This window comes from Cycloclasticus zancles 78-ME, from assembly GCF_000442595.1.
GTDB lineage: Bacteria > Pseudomonadota > Gammaproteobacteria > Methylococcales > Cycloclasticaceae > Cycloclasticus > Cycloclasticus pugetii.
The window spans coordinates 1547849-1571350 of record NC_021917.1 but is presented as its reverse complement, the minus strand read 5'-3'; the positions used below and the strand labels follow the sequence as shown (position 1 = coordinate 1571350).

Below are 23502 nucleotides of genomic sequence, written 5' to 3'. Positions count from 1 at the left end.
ATGAACTTAGATTACTTAGATTTTGAACAACCGATTGTTGAACTTGAAGAAAAGCTTGAAGAGCTTCGTCGAGTTGGATCGGATAATGAAATTGATATCCAAAAAGAGATCGATAGGCTGCAAGAAAAAAGCCTGTCTTTAACGGAGTCGACGTTTGCAAAATTATCTGATTGGCAAATATCAAAACTCTCGCGTCATCCTAAACGCCCATACTCTTTAGATTATATTGATGGTGTTGTTGATAACTTCATCGAATTACACGGTGATCGCCATTATGCTGATGATGCGGCTATTGTTGGTGGATTGGCAAAACTAGATGGGATGCCTGTTATGGTGATTGGGCACCAGAAAGGACGAGATACAAAGGAAAAACTTAAACGTAATTTCGGTATGCCAAGACCTGAAGGCTACCGGAAAGCGCTACGTTTAATGCATATGGCAGAACGTTTTAATTTACCAATTATTACGTTTATTGATACACCCGGTGCCTACCCCGGCGTTGGTGCTGAAGAACGTGGGCAAAGTGAAGCGATTGCAAGAAATCTTTTTGAAATGTCTAAACTTAAAACACCTGTTATCAGTATTGTAATTGGCGAAGGTGGTTCTGGCGGTGCGTTAGCATTGGGCGTATGTGATAAGTTGTTTTTATTAAAATATAGTACGTACTCGGTAATATCTCCCGAAGGCTGTGCATCGATACTATGGAAAAGCTCAGAAAAGGCATCTCAAGCTGCTGAAGCGATGGCAATCACCTCAACGAAGTTATTAGCAAATGGCTTGATCGATGGTGTGATTGAAGAGCCGTTAGGGGGTGCGCATAAAGATTTAGCGTTAATGAAAAAAAGAATCAAAGAGGTTTTACTCAAAGAGGTCGCTGAGCTCAATAGTAAACCCATAGAAACTCTTTTAGCTGAGCGTTACGATCGTTTAATGAGTTATGGAAAATTCACAGAATCCTAATTCTATTTAGCTTCTTTATCACCTTAAACAACGCTAAACTTTATCAATTAAGGTGCTACATTGGATGACCTTGTTAACACTGTTAAGCAGCACCTCGATTCAATAGAGGGTGTTACAAAGGTCGTTGTTGCTTATAGTGGTGGTGTGGACTCACATGTTTTGCTGCATGCCTGTTCAATATTAAGGCAGCAGTTAAAACCACTATTTTTTTCGGCTGTGTATATTGATCATGGTTTACACGATGATTCTGTGCATTGGTCTGAGCATTGTAAAAAAATAACGGCTGAGCTTGGTTTTCCTTTTCATTCTATACAGGTGAATGCACAGGACAAGCACGGTGATGGCCCAGAACAAGCGGCGAGAGTGGCAAGGTATGCTGCATTATCAACGTTTATAGATAAACACAGTGTTTTATTAACCGCCCAGCATGAGGATGATCAAGCTGAAACGCTAATGCTTCAATTACTTAGAGGTGCGGGTGTGGATGGTTTGGCTAGCATGCCCTCGTTTAATCAATTTAATGCAGGTTTTATTTCAAGACCCTTATTAAGGGTGAGCAAACAACACATTTTGCACTATGCAAAAAACAAAGGTTTGAAATGGGTTGAGGACTCAAGCAACTATGATGTGTCCTATGACCGCAATTTTCTACGCCAAGAAGTCATCCCTTTAATACAAAGCCGATGGCCTGCTTTTTCAAAAACCACTGCACGATCTGCTTCCCACTGTGCCGAAGCGTCTAAAGTCCTTGCTGAACTAAGTAAGGAGCTGTTGAGTGATTCGGTAGGACATGAGTTAAGTATACAGTTACTTGCAGGCAATAAAGAAGAAACACAGCGTTTAATGATTCGGGAGTGGCTTAAAACACAGGGTGTACGTCTACCGTCTAAGAAAATCTTGCAACAAATACAGTCGATGCTAAAAATTGATAGTAATAAACCAACGCTGATTGCTTGGGCAGATCATCAAGTAAGACTGTTTGATAACCGTCTTTTTTACACACCAAAAACTGAACAGTTAATATTGCATAAAGTTAAATGGTGTGGAGAAGTCTTAACCTTGCCTAATTTGCTAGGGATACTCACAAGAACGACGGCTGTTGGAGAAGGGATTGATAAGGCATTATGGGACTCATCAACTACCTCGGTTCGTTATAGGCTAGGTGGTGAACGGATTAAATTAGTAAAAAGATCTGGCAGCAAGGCATTAAAAAAACTTCTTAATGAGGAAAAGATTTTTCCGTGGGTTAGAGATTCAATACCGTTGATTTATTTGGATGATCATTTAGTAGCTGTGGCTAATTTATGGTTGGATGAAAGGTTTTTAGCTAAAGAGGGCGAGCAAGGTTATGTTATTGAATGGGATCATCCTGACTGGCGAATTAAATAAGCGTTAAGTTTTACTTAATTATATCTTGCGAGTGCTTTCTTATTATTTGATTCGCGTATAATACTTGGCATTCAATTTTTCACTTCATAGGTTTGTATGGCTAAGTTTATTTTTATTACGGGTGGTGTTGTGTCTTCTTTAGGGAAAGGCATTTGTGCATCCTCATTAGCAACTATTCTTGAAGCTCGTGGTTTAAAAATAACCATGACAAAGCTCGATCCTTATATCAATGTCGACCCTGGCACAATGAGCCCATTTCAACATGGTGAAGTGTATGTAACAGATGATGGCGCTGAAACAGACCTAGATTTAGGTCATTATGAGCGATTTAGTAACAGCATTATGTCTAAGGCTAATAACTTTACGACAGGCCAAATTTATGAAACGGTTATTAAAAAAGAAAGACGTGGCGACTACTTAGGGGGAACAGTTCAGGTTATTCCTCATATTACTGATCAAATTAAAAAGAATATTATAGACAGTGCAGAAGGCGTTGATGTCGCGCTGATTGAGATTGGTGGAACGGTTGGTGATATTGAATCATTACCCTTTTTAGAAGCTATCCGTCAAATGCGAGTCGAGCTGGGTGATGATCGCTGCCTGTTCATGCACTTAACACTGGTGCCCTATATTGCTTCCGCAAAAGAAATTAAAACAAAACCAACACAGCACTCTGTTAAAGAGTTAAGGACTATTGGGATTCAACCCGATGTGTTGATTTGTCGATCAGAACGCCCAATCCCATCCTCTGAGAGAAAAAAGATTGCACTGTTTACCAATGTTGAAGAAAAAGCGGTTATTACGGCGTTAGACGCAGACAGTATTTACCGCATCCCAATGATGTTGCATGAGCAAGGTCTGGATCAAATTGTCGCTAAAAAATTACATTTAGATACGGTTCCTGCTGATCTATCAGATTGGCAAGCTGTTGTTGATGGGTTATTTGCACCGACCGACACCGTGAAAATAGCGTTAGTGGGTAAGTATATTGATCATGCTGATGCATATAAATCTTTAACGGAATCGTTGATTCATGCTGGTATACATACAAAAACACAGGTGGAAGTGGTTAAGGTTGACTCCGAAGATATTGAAAATCAGGGTACCTCTGCATTAGATAACGTGGATGCTATTCTTGTACCTGGCGGTTTTGGTGAAAGAGGTGTTGACGGTAAAATTGCAACCATCCGTTATGCGCGTGAAAACGATGTGCCGTATTTAGGTATTTGTCTTGGAATGCAATCGGCTGTTATTGAGTATGCACGCAATAAAATAGGCCTTGAAGGGGCAAATAGTACAGAATTTATGCCTGATTCACCTTTCCCTGTTATCGGTTTAATTACCGAATGGTTAACCGAGGAAGGGCAAATTGAGACACGTGATGCAAGCTCAGACTTGGGGGGGACGATGCGTTTAGGTAGTCAAAAATGTCAATTAACTCCTGGCTCATTAGCTCATAAGGTTTATGGCAAAGATGTTATTACTGAACGACACAGGCATCGGTACGAGTTTAATAACACCTTTATAGAGCAGTTTGAATCAGCAGGGCTTAAAATTTCTGGTAAATCAATGGATGGCCGCTTAGTTGAGATTGTTGAAGTGCCAGGGCATAGATGGTTTTTGGCTTGTCAATTTCACCCAGAGTTCACCTCAAAACCAAGAACAGGACATCCATTATTTAGTAGTTTTGTTGCCGCAGCCATTGAGTATTCAGGATCAACCGACAGAGTAAAAAAATCATGAAATTATGCGGGTTTAATGTAGGTATAGATCAACCGTTCTTTTTAATAGCAGGGACCTGTGTTGTAGAAAGTGAGCAAATGACGATTGATACAGCCGGTCAATTAAAAGAAATAACTGATGAGCTGGGTATCCCTTTTATATATAAATCATCGTTTGATAAGGCTAATCGCTCATCTATTGATGGTTTTAGAGGTCCTGGCATTGAAGAAGGCTTACGTGTTTTGCAGTTGGTAAAAGACCAATTAAATCTCCCTGTTATTACCGATGTGCATGAAGACACGCCGATGGATGAAGTGGCCTCTGTTGTTGATGTGTTACAAACGCCTGCTTTTTTATGTCGTCAAACTAATTACATTACTAAAGTGGCGGCAACAGGCTTGCCGGTTAACATTAAAAAAGGCCAGTTTTTAGCGCCTTGGGATATGAAGCACGTAGTTGATAAAGCACGTTCGACCGGTAATCAAAATATCATGGTGTGTGAAAGAGGGGCATCTTTTGGCTATAATAATTTAGTCTCTGATATGCGTTCATTAGCCGTAATGCGCGAAACAAATGCACCAGTGGTTTTTGATGCAACTCACTCGGTTCAACTACCCGGGGGGCAGGGAAGTTCTTCTGGCGGACAACGTGAATTTGTGCCGACATTAGCGAGAGCCGCAATGGCAGCTGGCGTGTCCGGCGTATTTATGGAAACACACCCTGATCCGGATAAAGCGTTAAGTGATGGTCCTAATTCGGTGCCATTAGAAAAAATGAAAGCATTACTCAGCATTATGAAAACAATCGATGACGCGGTTAAACAAGCCGGGTTTATTGAAAACGAATTTTAAGATAATTTATTTGAGGAAGTTATGGCAGAAATAGTTGATATTAAAGCGCGTGAGATTCTTGATTCACGCGGTAATCCAACCTTGCAAGCGGATGTGACGTTAGCCTCTGGCATTATTGGCAGTGCAATGGTGCCCTCAGGTGCGTCAACCGGGGAACGTGAAGCGATCGAATTACGTGATGGCGATAAAAGTCGTTATGGTGGTAAAGGCGTACTGAAAGCTATCGGCCATGTAAATGGCGAGTTAAAAGATGCTTTATTGGGCATGGATGCAAGCAATCAGGCAGCGATTGATAAGACAATGATTGAGCTTGATGGGACTGAAAATAAGGCTCGGTTAGGTGCAAATGCAACACTTGGTATTTCGTTAGCTACAGCACATGCTGCAGCAAATGAAGGTGGTTTGCCACTGTTTCGTTATTTAGGTAACAGCGAGTTTACGTTACCAGTACCGATGATGAATATCATCAATGGCGGTTCACATGCTGATAACAGTGTTGATCTGCAAGAATTTATGATTTTACCTGTCGGCGCACCTAACTTTAGTGAAGCGATGCGTTACGGCACGGAAGTTTTTCATGCCTTAAAATCGGTTTTACTAAAAAAAGGCTTAAGTACGTCGGTAGGTGATGAAGGGGGCTTTGCACCTGATTTGTCATCAAATGTTGAGGCAATTGAGGTTATTTTACAAGCCATTGAACAAGTTGGTTTGAAGATTGGTGATGATATTTCGTTGGGTCTTGATGTGGCAAGTTCTGAGTTTTGTGAAAACGGAGAATACTTCTTAGCGTCGGAAAATAAACGCTTTAACTCTACCGAAATGACCGACTTTTTAGCTGGCTGGGTTAATCAATATCCAATTATTTCTATTGAAGATGGTTTAGATGAAAACGATTGGGACGGTTGGAAATACATGACCGAGCAATTGGGTCATAAAGTTCAATTGGTTGGGGATGATTTATTTGTTACAAATCCTAAAATATTTAAACAAGGTATAGATAAAAATATCGCCAATTCGATTTTGATTAAAGTTAATCAAATTGGCACGTTAACAGAAACATTAGCGGCCATTAAAATGGCGCATGATTCAGGTTATACATCAGTCGTATCTCATCGTTCTGGTGAAACAGAAGATACCACAATCGCTGATTTAGCTGTTGCAACCTGCTCAGGCCAAATTAAAACAGGCTCGCTTTGCCGTTCTGATCGTGTTGCTAAATACAACCGTTTACTGCGGATAGAAGAAGAGTTAGGCGAGCAGGCTGTTTATGCGGGTAGAAAGGCATTTAAATACCTTCGCTAATCTGTGAAAGCGCTTTTGATCATTCTTGTTATTGTCTTCAGTTATTTGCAGTATAAACTATGGATAGCTGAAGGCAGAGTTCAAGACTCATGGTCTTTAGAGCAACGAATAAACACCCTTGAAGCAGAAAACAAAATTCTGAGCGAGCGCAATAACGCCTTACAAGCCGAAGTTTCCAATTTAAAAAGTGGTTTAGAGGTCGTCGAAGAAAAAGCTCGAAATGAATTAGGGTTTGTAGGTAAAGACGAAACGTTCTTTCAGTATATTGAAGCTGGCGATGGTAAATAAACCAGAAAAAGTTTGGTGTGTAGTGGCAGCCGCTGGCATTGGTTTAAGAATGCAATCAGCAGTTCCTAAACAATATTTACCACTTGGTTCATCAACTGTTTTAGATGCAACATTGGAACGACTAATGTTATGCGAAAAGATTGAGCATATTGTTGTTTGTATTCATCAGAATGATAACTACTGGCAACACAGTAAATTTGCACAGGATGACCGTATTAGCATAACGTTTGGTGGAAGTGAACGAGCTGATTCTGTTTTAAAGGGTGTGTCTTTAGTCAAAGAGCATGCTGATTTAAATGATTGGGTTCTTGTTCATGATGCCGCACGACCCTGTGTTAGATGTAGTGATATAAACGTGTTAATTAACACTGCATTAAAACAGCAAGTTGGTGCTATTTTGGCGACACCAATACACGATACGGTTAAAAAAGTAGTCAATAAAAAATCCACACAAACGCTCGATAGGTCAATATTATGGAGAGCGCTGACACCACAAATATTTAAACTCGACATGCTAAATAATGCCCTAATCAATGCGATCGAGTCTAATCGTGTAATCACGGATGAGGCCAGCGCTATTGAGCAGATGAATCAAGCTGTACAAATAGTAAAAGGACATGCTGATAATATCAAAATCACTTCGCCATCAGATTTAGATTTGGCTCGTTATTATTTAGAACAACAAGAGAGGCAAGTATGCGCATAGGCCACGGCTATGATGCACATCGGTTCGAAGCAGGGAAACCTCTCGTATTGGGTGGTGTGAAAATTTCTCATGACTATGGCTTATTAGCGCATTCAGATGGTGATGTGCTGTTACATGCGTTGTGTGATGCGCTGTTAGGTTCAATAGGTGAAGGTGATATTGGGCAACATTTCCCTGACAGCAGTGATGATTATGCCAATATCGACAGTCGTGTTTTGTTGCGGCATGTATATGCTTTAGTCCAACAAAAAGGTTTTAAGCTAGGAAATGCTGATTTAACAATTATTGCGCAAGCCCCGAAGTTATCTCCTTATTTAAATAAAATGGCGTTATATATAGCCAAAGATTTAAATTCAGACGCATCGCAAATAAATATAAAAGCAACCACTACAGAAGGAATGGGCTTCGCCGGAAGAAAGGAAGGTATTGAAGCGCATGCTGTGGTTATTGTCGTTTCTGCGCGTTAAATTAAGATGCTGTTTGAGAAACATATTGATGAGTTGGCTTATGCCCATGGTGGCACAGTTGGGGCTGGCCAACTAAAGCAACAAGCAGAAGATTTTATCGTAAACGAGCGCTTAACATTTACCCCGTCTGGCGAGGGAGAACATGAATTTGTGTATGTGCAAAAAAAAGGGCTCAATACCGATGAGGTGCTAAAAAAACTTGCTGTTCATGCAGGTGTAACCCGGCGTTCAGTCTCTTATGCGGGTATGAAAGATAAACATGCGGTTACCAAACAGTGGTTTAGTGTACATTTGCCAGGCCGAGCAGCACCGGATTGGCAGTTATTAGAAGATGATTCAATTAAAATCAAACGAAGTACTCGTCACCTTAAGAAATTAAAAAGAGGGGTTATTCAGTTTAATGAATTTGAGATTGTTATTTCACAGTTAACAGTTGATCATGCCTTGCTGCAGCAACGTATTGAACAAATAAAAATGTTTGGTGTGCCTAATTACTTTATGCAACAACGTTTTGGTTACTTATGCCAAAATCTAGATCGTGCGTATGGACTGTTTTCTAGAGGCGAGAAAATTAAGAATAAGCAGTTAAAAGGCCTATTGTTATCTTCAGCCAGATCGTTTCTGTTCAACCAAGTGCTGTCTGAGCGAGTGAAGGCTGAAAATTGGGATAAGGCGCTACCCGGTGATGCATTTATGCTCAGTGGAACGCGTCAGTATTTTACAGATGAAGCCAACTCAACAACGACTCATACACGTTTAATGGAACATGATATTCATCCAAGTGGTCCATTATTTGGAGTAAATGATAAAGTGGTTTCTGCTTCAGTTGAGCAGCTGGAAGACACAGTGTTTACGGCTAACAGTGTATTTTGTAAGGGTTTATTGAAGGAAAAAGTTGACTCTGCTAGACGCGCTTTAAGGGTTGTGCCGACAGATTTTAAGGCAGAGTTGATATCCACTGATAAACTTCGATTATCGTTTAAACTCCCTTCCGGCAGTTATGCAACCGCTGTTATTCGTGAGTTAATTAACACAACAAGTCATGTTAACTAGGGTTTATTAATGGATTTTGAACATATCTTAGGCTTAGGGTTATTACAAGGGTTAACAGAGTTCCTGCCGATATCAAGTTCAGCACACTTAATTTTATTGCCCACTCTTTTAGGTTGGAAAGACCAAGGTTTAGCTTTTGATGTTGCTGTGCATGTGGGAACATTAATAGCAGTAGTTAGCTATTTTCAACACGATTTGAGGCAAATTATTAAAGGTTGGTTTGCATCTGTCTTCAAAAAAAATCATACGCAAGACAGTCGTTTAGCTTGGATGATAATCATAGCGACAATTCCGGTTGGTTTGGTTGGTTTATTAGCGGGTCATTTAATTGAAATTTACCTTCGCTCGCCCATAGTTATTGCAATAGCGACGCTCTTTTTTGGCTTGCTTCTTTGGTATTCGGATACTAAGGCACAGCGACATAAAGATGAATATGCAATATCGATTAAGACAGCCATTATTATTGGGTTATATCAGGTGTTGGCACTTATTCCTGGAACATCAAGATCGGGAATTACCATGACTGGAGGCTTGCTGCTAGGGTTGACGCGTGAGGCAGCCGCAAGGTTTTCTTTTTTACTATCCGTCCCATTAATCTTTTTAGCAGGAAGTTTAAAGTCAGTTGAGTTGATGAGTAGCCCAAGCCAAATTGACTGGTTCTCTATTATTATGGGTGTATTTATTTCAGCGTTAAGTGCCTTTGCCTGTATTTCAATTTTCCTAAAGGTGCTAGAAAAAGTAGGGATGCTGCCTTTTGTGATTTACCGTTTAATACTGGGTTGTTTTTTATTGTATTTATATGCAGTTTAGCGTTTTTGTCGTAACAAAACGTATAACGCCCCGGTTCCACCATCTTTAGGCTGGGCAGAGGCAAAAGCTAATACGGCAGAGTCATTTTTTAGTAGATTAACACAAAGGTTTTTTAAAACAGGCGATTGATTGAGTGATCTTGTTCCCTTGCCATGTATAAGCAATAGATAACGCTGCTGAAGCTCAAGCTGTTCTCTAATACACTCTCTAATGTAATGTTGTGCTTGTTGTTTATCTAAACCATGTAAATCAATTGTTTCATTAATTGTTATCGCGCCTCGTTTTAATTTTTTTATCGTTTTAGCTTGAACAGAGCTGTGGGCAAAGAAAACGTATTGCTCTGATGTAATGTCATTTGTGTGATCAACAATATATTCATGATCCGCTTTTAGAGGTGGAAAGCTTTTTTTTATTGGTTTTGGTTTCGACGTATCATCATAGAAATGCCGTTCTGTGTTCGAGAGTATGTTTACCTCGCCAATAAACTCACGGAATAATTGAGAATCATTATCGGAACTTAGGCGTTTTTTTTTATCTTCAGGCATAATATGAGTTTATCAAATTTGAGCGCTAATTTTTTTTATAAGTAACGGTATCTAGATAAACTTAATGCATATTTTAGTAAGTAATGATGATGGGTATTTAGCCCCTGGTTTGTCGGCATTGGCGAATAAACTATCTGAAGTAGCTCGTGTTACTGTGGTCGCGCCGGATAGAAACAGAAGCGCGGCGAGTAACTCTTTAACACTGGATATGCCGCTGCGAGTACAGCAAATGGATAATGGTTACTTTAGTGTTGATGGAACCCCCACAGATTGCGTTCATTTAGCGATTACAGGCTTGTTAAAAGAAGACCCCAGTATTGTATTCTCTGGCATTAATAACGGAGAAAATATGGGTGATGATGTTTTGTATTCCGGTACGGTTGCTGCGGCAACTGAAGGGCGCTTTTTAGGCTTACCGTCAATTGCTATTTCAATTACCTCTAGTAAGCCAAGATACTTTGAAACAGCGGCAAATATTGCTGTGCTGTTACTCAATCAATTGATAGTTAAAGAGCTTCCGGCCGATACAATTTTAAATGTTAATGTCCCTGATTTGCCATTAACAGAGATAAAGGGTCTTAAAGCAACAAGGCTTGGTCAACGACATCGTTCAGAGCCGGTAATAGAGGGGCGTGACCCAAGGAATAAAAAAATATACTGGGTAGGGCCGCCTGGCGCGCAGCAAGATGCTGGTGAAGAAACAGATTTTTATGCTGTTGAAAATGGTTATGTTTCGATTACGCCGTTAAAAATTGATTTAACCAACTACCAGCGTTTAAATACATTAAATGATTGGCTTGAAGAGCTCGTTTTATGAAAGACTTAACAGGCATTGGGATGACTTCGCAGCGCACCCGAGACAGGCTTATTGTTCATTTAAAAGAACTAGGTATTAAGGATGAGCGGGTGTTATCGGTAATGAGAAAAGTACCGCGGCACTTATTTATGGCTGAAGCCTTATCAAGTCGGGCTTATGAGAATACCTCGCTACCAATTGGGCATGGTCAAACCATTTCGCAACCGTATATGGTTGCGCGTATGACTGAACTATTGATTGAAGATGGTTTGCCTGAAAATGTCTTAGAAGTTGGAACTGGTTCGGGCTATCAATCTGCTATTTTGGCCAGTTTAATACCCAGAGTATTTTCAGTTGAAAGAATCAGGCCGTTGCAAGAACAAGCAAAGAGAGTGTTGGCTGATATAGGGGTTAGAAATATAAGTTTCAAACATTCAGATGGCGGTTGGGGGTGGAAGGCATGTGGGTCTTATCAGGCTATTTTGGCGGCCGCCGCACCTGCTGAGATTCCTATGAAATTATTAGAGCAACTAACCATTGGTGCTAGGCTGATTATTCCTGTTGGTAAAGAAGGGCAACAAGTTTTACAGCGAGTGACTAGAACAGAATCGGCTTATGAAGTTGAAACGATTGAAGAAGTTAGTTTCGTACCTTTTTTAAAAGGGCGTGCCTAGGAGGCGTTAGATTGTTTAAACGTTTATATCAGCAGGTTTTATTTTGGGCGGAGCACCCAAAAGCTAACTGGTACCTTTTTACTTTAAGTTTCGCAGAATCTTCATTTTTCCCCATTCCCCCAGATGTTATGTTGGCACCAATGTGTTTAGCAAAACCGTCGAAAAGTTTTTATTTTGCAATGATAACCACTATTGGTTCAGTTATTGGCGGAGTATTTGGTTATTTAATTGGAATGTTTTCGTTTGAGTTGATAGAACCGATTATTGAAATGTTTCACTACCGTGAGAAATTGGAACATGTAAACGCGTGGTTTATAGATTGGGGCTTTTGGGCAATTTTAATAGCTGGCTTCTCACCGATTCCTTATAAGTTGTTTACGATTGCTGCAGGCTTGCTCGGTATGATGTTTATCCCCTTTGTCCTTGCCTCTCTAGTCGGTCGTGGGGCACGGTTCTTTTTAGTGGCTTTCCTGGTGTCGTTAGGTGGTAATAGTTTGAAAAACAAACTCAATGACTACATAGAGGTAACTGGTTGGATCGTGACAGCGATGATTGTTATGGGGTTGTTAATCTCTAGATTTTATTAACGTGTTTAGCTTAAAAGCCATTAAAGATACTGTTACTTTAATAAGTGTTTTGCTCGTAATCTGCACGCTCATATCTTGTGGTGGCTCTAGTGTTCATGCGCCAGTCTATAATAATCATTTACCTACGAAATCAACTTCATCTAAAGTACATATCGTTCGTGCTGGCGATACCTTGTATTCAATTGCTTGGCAAAATGGTAAAGATTACCGAACATTAGCTCAATGGAATAATATCTCATGGCCTTATACAATTTATAAAGGTCAGAAATTGACCTTAATTGGTAGCAATTTAAAAACAAATGATAAGAATAAATCATTAAAACCAGCCAAAAAAACACTTAAAAAACAAAAGATAACGAAGAGTACTTCAAATAATTATCAAAAAAGGTTAAAGTTAAATTGGCAGTGGCCGATAAACGTTACAAGCTTTGAGAAAGGCCTTGTTAAATCTGGTCTGGTGTTATTTGGAGAAACCGGTGAGCAGGTTAAAGCAAGTGAAAGTGGTAAGGTTGTTTATGCAGGCAGTGGTTTAAAGGGCTATGGTAACCTCATAATAGTGAAGCATAATGAAGAGTACCTAACGGCCTATGGTTATAACAAACGTGTGTTAGTCAGTGAAGGCAGCGTTGTTAAAAAAGGTGAGGTTATAGCAGAAATAGGTGTCGACAATAAAAACCGTCGGGTTCTTTTTTTCGAAATGAGGCGTCACGGTAAGGCAGTTTCGATACTAGAGTATATGCCAGTATTAAGAAAGTAAATGCAAGGAAATGCTAACTAATAAATCATCTGATAAAAAATCAGACTGAGAGAATACTATGGACGATAATAAAAAATCAAAAACAACTACTAACGACCCAACTCAGCTGTATCTAAATCAATTAAGTGAATCTACCTTATTAACCGCTGAAGAAGAGGTATTTTATGGTCGTCTTGTGCAAAAAGGGGATCACCCAGCAAGACAGCGAATGATTGAAAGTAATTTGCGGTTAGTGGTTAAAATCTCACGACGTTATATGAACCGTGGTCTTCCTATGCTGGACCTAATAGAAGAAGGAAACTTAGGGTTGATTCGTGCGGTTGAAAAATTTGACCCCGAAAAAGGTTTTAGATTTTCAACCTATGCAACATGGTGGATTAGACAAACAATTGAAAGAGCGATTATGAATCAAACCAGAACGATTCGTTTGCCAATTCATATTATCAAAGAGATGAATATTTATCTCAAAAAAGCCCGTGAACTCAGTCAACAACTCGATCGTGAAGCCAGTGCTGAAGAAGTGGCTGAAGTAACAGGTAAGCCTGTAGAGGTCATTGAAAAAATGTTTCGTATGCACGCTGATAATGTTTCATCACTGGATGCGTCTCTTTCGCAAGACTCTGACCAACAAGTCTTAGATACGGTTGTTGATCAAGATGCTAAAGAACCTACTGATATTTTACAGTCTGAAGAAGTCCGAGAGAACCTGACAGTTTGGCTCGAACTGTTGAACGATAAGCAAAGAGAGGTGATCTCTCGTCGTTTTGGTGTTCGTGGCTACCATGCATCTACTTTAGAGCAAGTAGCTAATGAAATGGGGGTAACTCGAGAGCGTGTTAGGCAGATACAAATGAATGCACTTAAATCATTGCGCTCGATTCTTGAAAATGAAGGAATGTCAGCATCTGTTCTACTACATTAGTGATGCAGGGCCTTGATTGGGTCCTTTGTATTACATTAATGTTGACAGTTAAAATGCAGATGAGTACTGTATCGCGCTCATCTCGTCTTACATAATGGCCCTGATACAATATGCATGATTTCGCTAGAATACAACGTCTCCCACCGTATGTTTTTAATATTGTTAATGATTTAAAGGCACAAGCGCGTGCAGCAGGCGAAGATATCATCGATTTTGGTATGGGTAACCCTGATCAGCCAACTCCTCAACATATCGTTGATAAAATGACCGAAGCCGCTCAACGTGGTGATACTCATCGATATTCCGTTTCACGAGGTATCCCTCGTTTAAGAAAAGCTATTTGTGGTTGGTATAAAACAAAATATGACGTAGACCTAGATTTTGACTCAGAAGCCATTGTTACCATTGGTTCTAAAGAAGGTTTGGCGCATTTAGCAATGGCGACTCTTGGCCCCGGTGATGCCGTGCTGGTTCCCAACCCAGCTTATCCAATACACCCTTATGGTTTTGTTATAGCGGGGGCTGATATTCGACATGTTCCAATTAGCCCTGAAGTAGATTTTTTTAGTGAACTTGAAAAAGCAATAAAAACGTCGTATCCAAAACCCAAAATGTTGGTATTAAACTTTCCGGGTAACCCAACAACGCAGTGTGTTGATTTAGAGTTTTTTGAGAAAGTAGTAAAAATGGCTAAAGAGCATGACATTTGGGTCGTGCATGATAATGCCTATGCAGAAATTGTATTTGACGGTTATAAGGCGCCGTCTATTCTTGAGGTTCCAGGCGCTAAAGATATTGCTGTTGAGTTTTATTCGTTGTCAAAAACGTACAACATGCCTGGTTGGCGAGTGGGCTTTATGTGTGGAAACAAAGAATTGGTGGGCGCATTAGCACGTATAAAGTCTTATTTGGATTATGGGATGTTTACACCTATTCAAGTAGCGGCAATTGCTGCACTAGAAGGTCCGCAAGATTGTGTTGATGAGATACGTACCTTATACAGAGAGAGAAGGGATGTGTTGTGTGACGGGCTTAATGCAATTGGTTGGGCGGTTGAAAAACCTAAAGCAACCATGTTTGTATGGGCAAAAATCCCTGAACAATATCGCTCTCTTGGTTCTTTAGAATTCTCTAAAAAGTTGCTAAAAGATGCAAAGGTGGCGGTATCTCCGGGTATTGGTTTTGGTGATTTTGGTGATGAATATGTGCGCTTCGGGTTAATTGAAAATACTCACCGAACACGTCAAGCTGTTCGGGGTATTAAACAAATGTTTCGAAACGATAATCTGGCATAACTGCTTTTTCGTCCGAGGTTAAATCCTGTATAATCGCGCCCTTAATTGAACGAAGGGGAATCGCTTGAAAGTTGTAAAGGTTGGGCTATTAGGTCTAGGTACGGTAGGCGGCGGTACAGTTAATGTTTTAACTAAAAATGCTCAAGATATATCACGTCGCAGTGGTTGTGAAATTGTTGTTAGTTCAGCAAGTGCACGGGATATAACGCGCCCACGAATTTGTAATACCGATACGCTGCACCTAACGACAGATTCGCAAGAGATTATCAACGACCCTGATGTTCAGATAGTGGTCGAGCTTATGGGTGGTATAGAACCAGCGAAGTCTTTAATTCTTGAGGCTTTATCTAAAGGTAAGCACGTAGTCACAGCAAATAAGGCGCTTATTGCGAACCATGGTAATGAGTTGTTTGTTGCTGCTGCTGAAAACAAAGTAACGCTGGCTTATGAAGCTGCTATTGCTGGTGGTATTCCAATTGTAAAAGCGATGCGTGAGGGACTCAGCGCAAATAGCATAGAGTGGCTAGCCGGAATTATTAACGGAACGGGTAACTTTATACTGACCGAAATGTTTGAAAAAGGCAGTGTATTTTCAGATGTATTGAAAGAAGCGCAAGAGCTAGGCTATGCTGAAGCAGACCCAGAATATGATGTTGAAGGCATCGATGCCGCACATAAACTGTGTATTTTGGCCTCATTAGCTTTTGGTATGCCGCTTAATTTCGAGCGAGTCTATACAGAAGGTATTTCAACAGTCACCCCATTAGATATTGCCTATGCTGATGAGCTGGGCTACCGTGTTAAACATTTAGGTGTTGCGAGAAAAACAAAAATGGGTGTGGAAATGCGTGTTCACCCAACGTTAATTCCAGAAAAAAGGCTTATTGCCAATGTGGATGGTGTGATGAATGCCGTTGTAGTGAAAGGCAATGCAGTTGGACCAACATTATATTACGGAGCAGGGGCCGGTGCAGAGGCAACAGCGTCAGCTGTTATCGCAGATATTATCGATATTTGTCGAGACTTAGATACGCCTGCAGTAAATGCTGTGCCTGCATTAGGTTTTGCAACCTCAGGGCTGGAAGAATTACCGATTCTTCCGATTGAAAGTATTACAACCGCATTTTATTTGCGTTTGTCTGTCGAAGATAAACCCGGTGTTATGGCAGCAATTACGAAAATCTTAGCAGACCATGGTATTAGCATCGAAGCAGTTCAGCAAAAAGAGCCAGAGCAACATGGTGATAAGGCTCAAGTAATTTTACTGACAGATAGCGTTGTTGAAAAATCACTGATCAACGCGTTAACAGAAATTGAATCACTTGATTCAATCAATCAACCAGCGGTTCGTATTCGTGTCGAATCGTTACAATAGGAATGACTATGCCAACAGGAAATCGTTATATCGGTCTAATAGACAAATTTAAAACTGTGTTGCCAGTGTCTGACAGCACACGCTTGATTAGTTTAGGTGAAGGGAATACGCCGCTTATTCAATTGCAGAATATTCCGGCGTTGATTGGTAAAAATGTCGATATTTATGTTAAGTATGAAGGCTTGAACCCAACGGGTTCTTTTAAAGACCGTGGCATGACGATGGCGGTAACAAAAGCAGTCGAAGAGGGTAGTAAGGCTATTATTTGTGCATCTACAGGTAATACCTCGGCATCAGCAGCGGCCTATGCTGCTCGTGCAGGTATTAAAGCCTTTGTATTAATTCCTGAAGGAAAAATTGCGTTAGGTAAATTGGCGCAAGCAATGATTCACGGCGCAGAAATAATACAAATTAAAGGTAACTTTGATCATGGGATGCAATTGGTTAAAGAGGTTGCAGAGCACGCGCCTGTAACCATTGTTAACTCTATTAACCCTTATCGTTTGCAAGGCCAAAAAACTGCCTCCTACGAAATTGTTGAGGCCTTAGGTAAAGCGCCAGATTATCATTGTTTACCCGTCGGTAACGCTGGAAACATTACAGCTCACTGGATTGGGTATAGTGAAATGGCACAACCAGCCGGTGAGCACGTAACCGATTCATGTGCATTTTGTGAAGGTGGTTGCGAATATGATCGTACGCAATATGCAACCGCTAAGCGCCCTGTGATGGTGGGCTATCAAGCAGCTGGCGCAGCTCCTTTCTTAAAAGGTGAAATGATTGATGAACCAGAAACAGTAGCAACAGCAATTCGTATTGGGCGACCACAATCTTGGGATCAAGCGTGGGCGGCACAAAAGGAATCAGGTGGTTGGTTTGACTTGCTGACTGATGAAGAAATTCTTGCAACACAAAAGTTACTCACTGAAAAAGAAGGGATTTTCTGTGAACCTGCGTCTGCTGCTTCTGTTGGCGGTGCTATTCGTGATATAAAAAACGGCAAAATCCCTGAGGGCAGTACGGTTGTTTGTACCTTAACTGGACATGGGCTGAAAGACCCCGATACGGCCATCGCGCAGTGCGCGGTAAATTCTAACGCCATTGAGGCGTCATTGGATGCTGTTAAAGCGGCTATTTTAGACAAGTTATAATGCCGTAATGGCGGGCGAAACCGAATTAGCAAGCTCATCTATTGTTATAAAACATCGTGAGTCAACTGGCCATGATTCAGACGCTTTGCCAGATTTACATCCTGTTTTACGGCAAGTGTACTTAAATCGTGGGGTTACCCATGAGCAACAACTTGACCGTACATTAAAGAACTTACCGAATTATCAACGCCTTTCAGGTATTGATAAAGCTGTCAGCCTTATTAAGACGGCAATTAAAACAGATCAAAAAATACTCATTGTGGCTGATTTTGATGCGGATGGTGCCACTTCGTGTGCGGTAGCTATTAGAGGTTTACGGATGTTGGGTGCAACTAATTTAGACTTTGTTGTACCCGACCGCTTTAAATTTGGTTATGGCCTAACGCCTGAAATTGTTGATGTTGCACTAGAGTTAAAGCCAGATTTATTAATCACGGTAGATAACGGTATTTCTAGTGTGGAAGGGGTTGCGCATGCTATCAAGAAAGGCTGCCAAGTCATTGTTACCGATCATCATTTACCACCTAAAACACTACCAAATGCAGATGCAATCGTTAATCCACAACTACAGGGTGATGAGTTTCCTAGTAAATCCTTAGCGGGTGTTGGCGTCATCTTTTATGTTTTATTGGCACTGAGAGCCGCCTTAAAAATTGAAGGTGTGTTTGATAAGCAACCAGTGCCTAATCTTGCAAACCTACTCGATATTGTAGCGCTTGGTACGGTGGCAGATGTGGTACCCCTAGATGAGCTTAACCGTAAATTGGTCTATCAAGGCTTGCTTAGGATACAAGCAAAAAAATGCGTTCCAGGGATTATTGCCTTACTTAATATTGCTAAGCGTGAACCAGAGCGTGTTGTTTCTAGTGATTTAGGTTTTGCTATTGGTCCACGGTTAAATGCCGCCGGGCGACTTGATGATATGTCTCTCGGTATTCAATGCTTGCTCACCGATAGTGAACAAGAGGCACGCGATATGGCTGAGCAATTGGACATGTTGAATATAGAGCGTCGTTCAATTGAAGAGGATATGAAACAAGATGCATACAAGATTTTGGCTTCGTTAAAACCAAGTCAGCATCAACATGATCAATGGGGTGTTTGTTTGTTCGATGAATACTGGCATCAAGGTGTGATAGGTATACTGGCATCGCGAATTAAAGAAAAACTTAATCGACCAGTGATTGCTTTCGCAAAGGGTGATGGTGAAGATGTAAAAGGCTCAGCACGTTCGATCCCCGGTTTACACATAAGAGATACGCTAGACGATGTGGCTAGTTTACACCCTGGGTTATTAAAAAAATTCGGTGGTCATGCAATGGCGGCAGGGATGACGATTGATGAAAATAATTTAAGCCTATTTATCGAGGCATTTAATGTAGCCGTTAAAAAACGTCTTAATAATGAATTGCCTGATGATGTGTTATTAGTAGACGGAGAGGTGCCTGATAACGATATTAATTTAACATTTGCTGAAACACTTCGACAAGCTGGACCTTGGGGTCAAAACTTTCCGGAACCGGTTTTTGTTGGTCGTTTTAAGGTAAAGCAAGCGCGAATTTTGTCACAAAAACACGTGAAGTTATCTTTTGAGACGTTAAGTAACAACAGAGTGATAGACGCGATTTATTTTAATGTAGATAATCCAGGCAGTATTATTGGTTTAAATGAGGTGGTTGTTGCTTATCAATTAGATGTTAACACCTATATGGGGCGCTCAAGGGTGCAATTATTAGTTAGGCATCTAGAAGAAGTGAAGCAATTTTAAATGCGTTTAGCAGTAGAGAAGAAAATGATTAACGGCCTTTGTTTAGCTCCTAATTATTTGAATCATATTTAGATCTTTTGCTAATGATGTATCACAAATTCGGAGGATCAGATGGTTGAACAATATTCAAAGTTAGAAATTGACGGGGAGCTTGCTCTTTTAAATCAGCTTACATCTGTTCATTGGATCTTGAAGAGTGGAAAGTTGGCTAAGACATTTACCTTCTCAAATTTTATCGAGGCGTTTGGCTTTATGACAAAGGTGGCTCTTTATGCTGAGAAACTTGGTCATCATCCGGAGTGGTTTAATGTTTATAAAACAGTTAATGTGAATTTGATAACACATGAAGTAGGCGGGTTATCAAAAAAAGATTTTGAGTTGGCCAAAATTATGGAAATACTCAGTCATTAATTGATGAAAGCTATTTTTAAACATTTCTTCGTCATAGTAGTTATTAATTCACTAATAGCTTGTGCTGGTGCACCGAAAAACCCTCATTCAATAGATGGAATTAACCCTGAAACTCGACAGCGTATTGAGGCATGGAAAACGCTGATAGAGCAAGGGGCTAAAAAGCCAGATATTGATAAATTGAATGCAGTTAATGATTTTGTTAACAAAGTTGAGTTTGTTTATGATATTTATCACTGGGGAAAGCAAGACTATTGGGCAACACCTTTACAAACTCTGGTGACTAAGGCCGGTGATTGTGAAGATCTATCAATTGCAAAGTATTTTGCTTTAACAGCGATGGGCATCTCAGCGTAATGATTTACTACCGGTGTATAGTTTTAATGCAAATGGTTTATGGCTTACAAAACGTAATGCAACGGCACGCTATGCAGGGAGCAGTGATCGCGTGGGGCTGTAGCAAGAATTGCTTCAAAGTATGAACGTCGAGGCTTCAAATGAACCTGCCATGATTTGTTTGTATCAGTATTATGATTTGCCAGACGAAAAAGCAAAAACATTTTGCCCATAAAGAGTTAATAATAATTATGATTGACGTTGAAATTCCAAAGGAACCAGTAGAGTTGTATAAAGTGTTGAAGTTTGAAAATCTGGTTGCCAGTGGTGGCGAGGCAAAATTGGTCATCAGTGAAGGGTTGGTCTTGTTAAATGGTGAGATAGAAACAAGGAAACGTAAAAAAATTGTTTCAGGCGATGTTGTGGAGTTTGCCGGTGAAACGTTGCGTATTAAATTAGGGTCAGCAACGTAAGGTTTATCATTTGGCACGTTTAGTTTTAGAATTTAACTGATTTCAATAATTAAAAAACAGGGCGCTAGCTTGTTGTTTTTAGGTGCATAACTGGCTCAGACTTAAGATTTTAGGTGTACATTGAACCTATATAGTACTAAAATAGTCCTATATATGAGGTTATTATGTTAAGAGTCAGTAAACTTACAGATTACGCGAGCGTTATTTTGACGCATATTGCTCATCATCCAGATGCGCTTCATGCTGCTTCTGACTTAACCAATGCAACAGGTGTTGCGTTACCCACCGTGAGTAAGATTCTTAAATTGTTAACAAAAAATAACATTTTAGTCTCTCACCGTGGATCTAAAGGTGGTTACGCATTAGTAAACTCCCCCAGTGAAACAAACGTGGCTGACATAATTACCGCGATAGAAGGCCCAATTAGTATGACTGAATGCAGTACGATTTCAGGTCTATGTGAACAGGAAGCCTCGTGCGAAGTTAAGGGTAATTGGCATTTAATAAACAGAGCCGTCTATACCGCTATTGAGGCGGTTAGTCTGGCAGATATGATTACCCCGGTTAGGCAGCAAACAGTTAATTTTAGTGTGCCAGAAATGGTCAAAACAAGTGATTTAAAAGTGGAGAGCTAGATGTCAGCATCTAATGAAAATTTAAAAGATAGGATAGGTCAAGCGTACAAAGATGGTTTTGTGACGGATATTGAATCAGATTCTTTTCCGCCAGGCCTAAATGAAGATGTTATCAGAGCCTTGTCAGCAAAAAAGGAAGAGCCTGAGTTTCTGCTGGAATGGCGATTAGAAGCATATCGACATTGGCTAACAATGGAGCACCCCGAGTGGGCGTTTGTTGAATTTCCTAAAATAGATTTTCAGGATATCAGCTATTACTCAGCGCCAAAAAGTATGGAAGATGGGCCTAAGAGTTTAGATGAGGTGGACCCTGAACTTATCAGTACCTATAACAAATTAGGAATTCCACTGGAAGAGCAAATGCGTCTTGCCGGTGTGGCCGTTGATGCTGTGTTCGATAGCGTATCTGTCGCGACCACGTTTAAAGATAAACTAGCTGAAGCGGGTGTTATATTTTGTTCATTCTCAGAAGCGGTTAAAGACCACCCAGAGTTGATTAAACAGTACTTAGGCACTGTGGTTTCACAGTATGATAATTTTTATGCAGCGTTGAATGCTGCGGTGTTTAGTGATGGCTCATTTGTATACATTCCTAAGGGCGTTCGCTGTCCAATGGAACTGTCTACTTACTTTAGAATTAATGCGGCTAATACCGGACAGTTTGAGCGAACCTTAATTGTCGCAGATGAAGGTAGCCATGTCAGTTACCTAGAAGGTTGTACAGCGCCTATGCGCGATGAAAACCAATTGCACGCAGCAGTGGTTGAATTGGTGGTTTTGAAAGATGCTGAAATTAAATATTCAACTGTTCAAAATTGGTATCCGGGTGATGAGAACGGCCTTGGTGGTATTTATAATTTTGTAACAAAACGCGCTGATTGTCGTGAAGACAATGCCAAAGTGTCTTGGACACAAGTTGAAACAGGTTCCGCGATTACGTGGAAATACCCCAGTGTTATCTTGAAGGGTGATAATTCTGTTGGCGAGTTTTATTCAGTTGCGTTGACAAATAATTACCAACAAGCAGATACCGGCACAAAAATGATCCACCAAGGAAAGAATACGAGTAGTACAATTATCTCAAAAGGTATTTCGGCGGGGCATGGGCAAAATACGTATCGTGGTCTTGTTAAAGTAGGTCGAGGTGCTGAAAATGCTCGAAACTATACACAATGTGACTCGTTGTTAATGGGTGACCAATGTGGCGCGCACACCTTTCCGTATATAGAAACAAAAAACCCTACTGCGACCATCGAACATGAGGCGTCGACCTCTAAGATCAGTGAAGACCAATTATTTTATTGCATGCAACGAGGCATTTCTGCCGAAGATGCTGTCTCGATGATTGTGAACGGATTTTGTAAAGAAGTGTTTAAAGAATTACCGATGGAGTTTGCGGTTGAAGCGCAGGCCCTACTTGGCATTAGTCTTGAAGGCAGTGTTGGTTAATAAATAAAATAGTTAAGGAATAAAGATATGTTAAAGGTTGAAAATTTACACGTCAGTGTAGAAGGAAAAGAAATTCTTAAAGGTATTAATTTAGAAATTGGCGCTGGTGAAGTACATGCGATTATGGGTCCAAATGGCTCTGGTAAAAGTACCTTGTCATACGTGCTCTCTGGTCGAGAAGGCTATGAAATAACCGAAGGCCGTGTATTATTTAACGGTAAAGACTTGTTTGAAATGAGTGTAGAAGAGCGTGCTTGGGCAGGCGTATTTCTGGCTTTTCAATACCCGGTAGAAGTCCCAGGCGTGAGCAATATTTATTTCCTAAAGGCTGCACTTAATGGTGTGCGTAAATTTAACGGCTTACCAGAGCTTGATGCGATGGATTTTATTTCCATGGTAAAAGGAAAAATGAAAGAGCTCGATATGGATGAAAAGTTTCTATACCGCGCCGTTAATGAAGGGTTCTCTGGTGGCGAGAAAAAGCGTAATGAAATTCTTCAGATGTCAGTATTAGAGCCGTCATTATGTTTGTTAGATGAAACAGATTCTGGTTTAGATATTGATGCGCTTCAAGTCGTTGCTAAAGGCGTTAACCGCCTACGTAACCCTGAACGTTCATTTGTTTTAGTGACTCATTACCAGCGTTTGCTAGATTATATTAAACCTGATTACGTTCATGTATTAGCTCATGGACAAGTCGTTAAGTCAGGTGGTCCAGAACTAGCATTAGAACTTGAAAAGCAAGGCTATGCTTGGGTTGACGAAAAATTAGCGAGTTAA

At 40.4% G+C, this 23502-nt stretch carries 26 protein-coding genes; 25 read left to right on the top strand and 1 reads right to left on the bottom strand.

Features of this window, described 5'->3' with window-relative positions; genetic code table 11:
* From accA to CYCME_RS07580, 10 genes are all read left to right on the top strand, one after another.
* Positions 1-960, top strand: coding sequence for an acetyl-CoA carboxylase carboxyl transferase subunit alpha (gene accA, locus CYCME_RS07625; RefSeq protein WP_015005836.1), 960 nt, complete (start codon positions 1-3; stop codon positions 958-960).
* A gap of 60 nt (positions 961-1020) precedes the next feature.
* A complete protein-coding gene (gene tilS / locus CYCME_RS07620) occupies positions 1021-2349 on the top strand; it encodes a tRNA lysidine(34) synthetase TilS (RefSeq protein WP_020932685.1) in 1329 nt (442 codons plus the stop codon).
* Between the two features lie 96 nt (positions 2350-2445).
* Positions 2446-4092, top strand: coding sequence for a CTP synthase (locus CYCME_RS07615; protein WP_015005838.1), 1647 nt, complete (start codon positions 2446-2448; stop codon positions 4090-4092).
* Complete coding sequence (gene kdsA, locus CYCME_RS07610; protein ID WP_016390760.1) at positions 4089-4922, top strand: 3-deoxy-8-phosphooctulonate synthase; 834 nt, start codon at positions 4089-4091, stop codon at positions 4920-4922. Before CYCME_RS07615 ends, kdsA begins: the two co-directional genes overlap by 4 nt.
* 21 nt (positions 4923-4943) lie before the next feature.
* Complete coding sequence (eno, locus tag CYCME_RS07605; protein ID WP_016390759.1) at positions 4944-6224, top strand: phosphopyruvate hydratase; 1281 nt, start codon at positions 4944-4946, stop codon at positions 6222-6224.
* Positions 6225-6227: 3 nt separating this feature from the next.
* Positions 6228-6512: an FtsB family cell division protein gene (locus CYCME_RS07600; protein ID WP_016390758.1), complete on the top strand. Its 285-nt coding sequence runs from the start codon at positions 6228-6230 to the stop codon at positions 6510-6512.
* Positions 6502-7218 (top strand): 2-C-methyl-D-erythritol 4-phosphate cytidylyltransferase, encoded by a 717-nt coding sequence (gene ispD, locus CYCME_RS07595; protein ID WP_020932684.1) that lies wholly within the window; start codon positions 6502-6504, stop codon positions 7216-7218. The genes CYCME_RS07600 and ispD overlap by 11 nt, the downstream gene beginning before the upstream one ends.
* Positions 7209-7685 (top strand): 2-C-methyl-D-erythritol 2,4-cyclodiphosphate synthase, encoded by a 477-nt coding sequence (gene ispF, locus CYCME_RS07590; protein WP_015005843.1) that lies wholly within the window; start codon positions 7209-7211, stop codon positions 7683-7685. The genes ispD and ispF overlap by 10 nt, the downstream gene beginning before the upstream one ends.
* A 6-nt stretch (positions 7686-7691) precedes the next feature.
* Entirely contained in the window at positions 7692-8738 is a 1047-nt protein-coding gene (gene truD, locus CYCME_RS07585) for a tRNA pseudouridine(13) synthase TruD (RefSeq protein ID WP_020932683.1), read from the top strand.
* A gap of 9 nt (positions 8739-8747) precedes the next feature.
* On the top strand, positions 8748-9548 hold the full coding sequence (locus tag CYCME_RS07580) for an undecaprenyl-diphosphate phosphatase (RefSeq protein WP_015005845.1): 801 nt from the start codon (positions 8748-8750) through the stop codon (positions 9546-9548).
* On the opposite strand, the gene CYCME_RS07575 is transcribed toward CYCME_RS07580, so the two are convergent.
* Positions 9545-10093: a Smr/MutS family protein gene (locus CYCME_RS07575; RefSeq protein ID WP_016390754.1), complete on the bottom strand. Its 549-nt coding sequence runs from the start codon at positions 10091-10093 to the stop codon at positions 9545-9547. The genes CYCME_RS07580 and CYCME_RS07575 overlap by 4 nt on opposite strands.
* A 64-nt stretch (positions 10094-10157) precedes the next feature.
* On the opposite strand from CYCME_RS07575, the gene surE reads away from it, so the two are divergent.
* From surE to sufC, 15 genes are all read left to right on the top strand, one after another.
* On the top strand, positions 10158-10910 hold the full coding sequence (gene surE / locus CYCME_RS07570; RefSeq protein ID WP_016390753.1) for a 5'/3'-nucleotidase SurE: 753 nt from the start codon (positions 10158-10160) through the stop codon (positions 10908-10910).
* Positions 10907-11563 (top strand): protein-L-isoaspartate(D-aspartate) O-methyltransferase, encoded by a 657-nt coding sequence (locus CYCME_RS07565; RefSeq protein ID WP_020932682.1) that lies wholly within the window; start codon positions 10907-10909, stop codon positions 11561-11563. Before surE ends, CYCME_RS07565 begins: the two co-directional genes overlap by 4 nt.
* An 11-nt stretch (positions 11564-11574) precedes the next feature.
* Positions 11575-12150, top strand: coding sequence for a YqaA family protein (locus CYCME_RS07560; protein WP_016390751.1), 576 nt, complete (start codon positions 11575-11577; stop codon positions 12148-12150).
* 1 nt (position 12151) lies between these two features.
* The gene (locus tag CYCME_RS07555; protein WP_016390750.1) at positions 12152-12907 is read left to right on the top strand and encodes a peptidoglycan DD-metalloendopeptidase family protein; all 756 of its coding nucleotides are present in this window, start codon (positions 12152-12154) and stop codon (positions 12905-12907) included.
* A gap of 58 nt (positions 12908-12965) precedes the next feature.
* A complete protein-coding gene (gene rpoS / locus CYCME_RS07550) occupies positions 12966-13829 on the top strand; it encodes an RNA polymerase sigma factor RpoS (protein ID WP_016390749.1) in 864 nt (287 codons plus the stop codon).
* Between the two features lie 110 nt (positions 13830-13939).
* Positions 13940-15124 carry an alanine transaminase gene (alaC, locus tag CYCME_RS07545; protein ID WP_015005852.1) on the top strand — a complete coding sequence of 395 codons (1185 nt, stop codon included), beginning with the start codon at positions 13940-13942 and terminating at the stop codon, positions 15122-15124.
* 64 nt (positions 15125-15188) lie between these two features.
* Positions 15189-16499, top strand: coding sequence for a homoserine dehydrogenase (locus CYCME_RS07540; RefSeq protein WP_020932681.1), 1311 nt, complete (start codon positions 15189-15191; stop codon positions 16497-16499).
* A gap of 8 nt (positions 16500-16507) precedes the next feature.
* Positions 16508-17650, top strand: a complete 1143-nt coding sequence (thrC, locus tag CYCME_RS07535) for a threonine synthase (protein ID WP_020932680.1) — start codon at positions 16508-16510, stop codon at positions 17648-17650.
* 7 nt (positions 17651-17657) lie between these two features.
* Positions 17658-19418 carry a single-stranded-DNA-specific exonuclease RecJ gene (gene recJ / locus CYCME_RS07530; protein ID WP_020932679.1) on the top strand — a complete coding sequence of 587 codons (1761 nt, stop codon included), beginning with the start codon at positions 17658-17660 and terminating at the stop codon, positions 19416-19418.
* 111 nt (positions 19419-19529) lie between these two features.
* Positions 19530-19829 (top strand): 4a-hydroxytetrahydrobiopterin dehydratase, encoded by a 300-nt coding sequence (locus CYCME_RS07525; protein WP_020932678.1) that lies wholly within the window; start codon positions 19530-19532, stop codon positions 19827-19829.
* A gap of 3 nt (positions 19830-19832) precedes the next feature.
* Positions 19833-20186, top strand: coding sequence for a transglutaminase-like cysteine peptidase (locus tag CYCME_RS13165; protein WP_020932677.1), 354 nt, complete (start codon positions 19833-19835; stop codon positions 20184-20186).
* Positions 20187-20416: 230 nt separating this feature from the next.
* Positions 20417-20638: an RNA-binding S4 domain-containing protein gene (locus CYCME_RS07515; protein ID WP_015005858.1), complete on the top strand. Its 222-nt coding sequence runs from the start codon at positions 20417-20419 to the stop codon at positions 20636-20638.
* 164 nt (positions 20639-20802) lie between these two features.
* Positions 20803-21273, top strand: coding sequence for an SUF system Fe-S cluster assembly regulator (locus tag CYCME_RS07510; RefSeq protein WP_015005859.1), 471 nt, complete (start codon positions 20803-20805; stop codon positions 21271-21273).
* Positions 21274-22722 (top strand): Fe-S cluster assembly protein SufB, encoded by a 1449-nt coding sequence (gene sufB, locus CYCME_RS07505; protein ID WP_015005860.1) that lies wholly within the window; start codon positions 21274-21276, stop codon positions 22720-22722.
* 27 nt (positions 22723-22749) lie between these two features.
* Positions 22750-23502 carry a Fe-S cluster assembly ATPase SufC gene (sufC, locus tag CYCME_RS07500; protein WP_015005861.1) on the top strand — a complete coding sequence of 251 codons (753 nt, stop codon included), beginning with the start codon at positions 22750-22752 and terminating at the stop codon, positions 23500-23502.